Source organism: Photobacterium sp. OFAV2-7, from assembly GCF_022347985.1.
GTDB lineage: Bacteria > Pseudomonadota > Gammaproteobacteria > Enterobacterales > Vibrionaceae > Photobacterium.
Window position 1 is genome coordinate 1 of the sequence record NZ_JAKRFQ010000460.1, and the last position, 4,001, is coordinate 4,001.

General features: G+C 49.3%; 3 protein-coding genes and 1 pseudogene. 1 reads left to right on the plus strand and 3 read right to left on the minus strand.

Annotated features, from left to right (window positions below):
* Nucleotides 1-262, plus strand: a pseudogene (locus MHN01_RS18915) (MFS transporter); the annotation flags it as partial.
* 24 nt (nucleotides 263-286) lie between these two features.
* On the opposite strand, the gene MHN01_RS18920 reads toward MHN01_RS18915, so the two are convergent.
* The 3 genes from MHN01_RS18920 to MHN01_RS18930 form a co-directional block, all read right to left on the minus strand.
* On the minus strand, nucleotides 287-2,173 hold the full coding sequence (locus MHN01_RS18920; RefSeq protein WP_239412772.1) for a methyl-accepting chemotaxis protein: 1,887 nt from the start codon (nucleotides 2,171-2,173) through the stop codon (nucleotides 287-289).
* Nucleotides 2,174-2,476: 303 nt separating this feature from the next.
* Nucleotides 2,477-3,688, minus strand: a complete 1,212-nt coding sequence (gene glpC, locus MHN01_RS18925) for an anaerobic glycerol-3-phosphate dehydrogenase subunit GlpC (protein WP_239412773.1) — start codon at nucleotides 3,686-3,688, stop codon at nucleotides 2,477-2,479.
* Nucleotides 3,685-4,001 (minus strand): FAD-binding protein (locus MHN01_RS18930; protein WP_239412774.1); only part of this gene is annotated, 317 nt, incomplete at its 5' end. The genes MHN01_RS18930 and glpC, both read right to left, overlap by 4 nt.

Here is a 4,001-nt window from a genome sequence, read left to right on the forward strand (position 1 = left end):
GGCTTATGCCTGGGTTAGTCAGAAAGCAACAACCGCCAAGGCAACAGCCACAGCATTGTATCTTGTCCACTATTATGCCGGTGGTAGCCTCGGAGGGTTTTACCTGATTGCTTGTTGGCAATATGGGGCGTGGCAGGGCGTGTTGTTAGGCGGGATGGTGCTGTACGGGGTGATTTATCTGTTGTGCCTTCGATTGATGAACAAAGAAAAAGTGGCTGTAAAAGAAAAGGCCGCAGCAAAAGATATCCAGCCTGCGGCCTGAAGAACGAAAGGATATGATTAGCATTTAATACTTAAACTGACCGACGACTTCTCCGAGCTGTCTGGCCATTTTAGAGACATCCTGACTGGCTTGTGACGACTGGCCGACAGCTGATGCCGTACTCATCGCCAGTTCTGAAATACGGGAGATATTCTTATCGATCTCGGCAGACACCATAGCCTGTTGCTCAGATGCCGAGGCAATTTGCAGGTTTTTGTCCGAGATATCCGTAATTGCGGAAGCGATGCGATTGACAGAATCCGTTGCCTGGTTGGTCTGGGAAACCGTCACTTCAGTCTGTGACTGGCTTTTTTGCATAATTGCGACGCTCTCTTCAACACCTGTGTGCAACCGTTCGATGGTGTGCTCAATTTCTTGGGTCGAACTATGGGTACGCTGCGCCAGTTGGCGAACTTCGTCGGCAACGACAGCAAAACCTCGGCCATGCTCGCCGGCTCGCGCTGCCTCGATGGCGGCATTGAGGGCCAGCAGGTTGGTTTGTTCGGTAATATCACGGATCACGGCTATCACTTTGTTAATATTGTTGCTCTCCGTCTCAAGGCGTTCGATCAGTGTTTGTGATTCGGCAATATCCGAAGCCAGTGTCTGGATACTTTCTCCTGCTTGTTGGCTGGTTTGCAAGCTGCTCTGAGCCTCAAGTTTCACTTTTTCAGCGGACTCGGCAGCATCATTGATATTGCTGGCGATCTCATTGCTGGTGGCCAGCAGCTGGTTGATTGCCGCTGCAACGCTGGAAGACTCAGCCTGTTGCTGCTCAGCATTTTCCAGACTGTTATCGGAAGCCGACGTTGACTCTGAGGCGGCATGAGACAGCTGCTGCGAGATGTCGGCGATACCAGTGACTATGGTTTGTAGTTTGGAGGTAAATCTATCGAAGGAGTGGCTGAGCTCTGCCAGCTCATCCTTGCCGTTATCATTCATTCTGACCGTTAAGTCACCATTGCCTTCGGCGATGTCTTTCATCATGTGGTTGACCGTGGCCAGACGCTGGGTGATCTTACGACTGAATGTCAGCAGGACTATGGTCATGAACAGGGTGATTGCAGCACCGCTGATAGCTAGCGTGAGTTTTTCCTGATATTGCTGATGATTAATATCGTCGATAAGTGCCAGCTCTAGACGGTCGATTTCGGCTTCGACAACATGCACTTTCTTTCTCAGCTCACCATATAGGCCTTCGGTATGGCTAAGGCCAATAGTGGTGTAGCCATCAACCAGTTCTTCGAACATCATCTGGTACATGACCAAACTGCGTCTTAGTCCTCTTTGTTCGGAGCGACTGAAGGGCTTATCTCTGACGGCTTGCTGCAGGGTGTCGATGTTGTTGTTGAAGTAGCCAAGGTGGTCTGCATTTTTGGTGATGATGAAGTCTTTCTCGTTGCGCCTGAGCGTCAGTAACATACGGTAGAGCTGCTCGTCGCCAGTGGCCAAAATCTTTTCTTCGGCATCGTTAGCCGCGTTGTTGATATTGCCTCGCAGGCCATCTTCCATTGTCAGTCCTATCAGGACACTCTGATCAGTGATTTCATTAAACTGGGTTGAATACTGATCGAGCACTTCCAGCACATAGTCAAAGCTGCTCTCATGCTGAGAGCTGTATTGGCTAAGAATGGTTTGAATCCGGACTATCCGATCAGAGAGGGCAATCTGGTCGGCATTAAACTGTTCTATATATTTGGCATCCAATCGGGCCAGGAAGTCTTTTTCATGGCGGCGCAGTTTCAGTAAGTCAGCTTTACTGTGTGCGGTTTCCTGAGCAGCAAACTGTAAGTCATCAATTTTCTTGAAAGACACCATTTCGAACAGGCCGAAGGCGAGCATTGAAGCGACAAGAATAAAACTGATCAGGTATAGCTTTGCCTTGATTGTCTGAACAGACAGTATGCGCATGGTTTACCCCCTTAATGATAGTTAGCACCGTCTCTACACGATGATCTTCATAGGGCCGCTATCGGCTGTTGCCATCTTTGGCTGCCAGCGCAAGCTACTGCATACTTCAGCTATAGGATGAGATTCCTGATGCTTCCCTGCGTGTCATTTCTCATTGTTTTATGATCTGGTTGCCAGAGAAATATTCCGTCCAGAATATCGGGCACTATTGCCAGCTTTTCTTCTAGCACAAGAATAACTATAGGATCTTTATCAAGAATTTTGTAATAAAAAGAGGGGAGGGCCAGTTAGGCCCTCTTAGGTTCAGGCTAGAGCCATCGCCAAGACTGAAACAGGGTGGATGGTTTCAAGGTCGGTATTTTCTTCGATTTGCCATTTACAGGTTTCACAGTCCGTAATGGCGAAATCAGCATTTTCCTGGCGAATTTGCTTGAACAGCTTGCTACCGATAGCCATTGAGGTGTCATAGTTCTCGGTTTTAAAGCCGTAAGTTCCAGCAAGGCCGCAGCACTGGCTGTCCAGAACCACGAGTTCCAGGCCTGGGATCATCTTGAGTAGCTCAATGGTATACAGGCTGCCACCGGTGCGCTCGAGGTGACATGGCGTGTGATACACCACTTTCTTATTGACCGGCTTCATTTTCGGCATATCGCCATTCATAAAGCTTCTTAGCAGAAAGCGGGTAACGAACTCGATTCTGTCGGCCACCTGGCTGTTATCAACCTTGAGTACTTCTGGGTATTCTTCGCGCAGGGTGAAAGAACAGGTCGAAGATGTCGAGATGATAGGCGCATCATACTTTTCGATGGCATCGGTAAAGTTCTTGACGTTCAATTTGGCGTTTTTCTTGGCTTTATCAAAGAAGCCGTTAGCGATGAGTGGAACGCCGCAGCATTTCTCTTTGTCGAGCAACTGGACACCGATGCTCATTGCGTTCATGACTTTGACGAAGTCTTTACCAAGCTGAGGGTGGTTATAGTTTACATAGCAGCCATGGAAGTAATGTACCTGCTTGGGATACAGAGCCTGGCTGGTGCAGTTTTGCTTATACCAGCGACGGAATGTGCCGTGGGAGTACTTCGGCAGGCTTTTGTGATCGTGTACGCCGATGGTTTTGTGCATGATCTTTTTCACCGGTTTCATGCCGGTGATGGCGTTTACAACAGGTGCAAACGGGGTTGCTGCTGTTCCCATCAAATCAGTGTGGCTGAGTACAAAGTCACGGATAGTCTTGATGTTCAGCGGCATTTTGGCATGTTCGTCGCGGGCGACGGCAATCATATCGCCAATCTTGACACCGGAAGGACAGGCCGTTTCACAGCGCTTGCAGTTGGTACACAGCTTCAGGGTTTCATCATAAAACTCAGGACTCTTGATTCGCAGGCGCTCGCCATCCGGGCCACATTGCTTCGGTCCCGGATACTGTGGGTTAGCCTTTGCGACAGGGCAGTAGACGGTACATACAGTGCACTTGATACATTGATCAAAGCTGGTGTCTTTTTTTGGAAGGCTCATGCGATAGTCCTTTCTTGTTGTTCGTGTTCTGTTGTTTGGCACTGTGGCTTTATCATCTGCTCGGCGACGTGAAAGCCGGTGCTGATGGCGACACCGCTACCACAGCCTTCAAAGACCGGGTCATAATGCGCGAGCAGGGCACCTGCGCAATACAGGTTGCTGATAGTCTGATTGTCAATTGATGCCTGTAGCTGTGAGTTACAGGTGACGCCCATCTTGAGGAACGGGTGACTTTGCTTGGCAAAGAATTCAGGCTGGTACCAGTGATCACGATGCGGAAGTTCAGTCATGTCCAGGCCGAAGATAGGCTCTT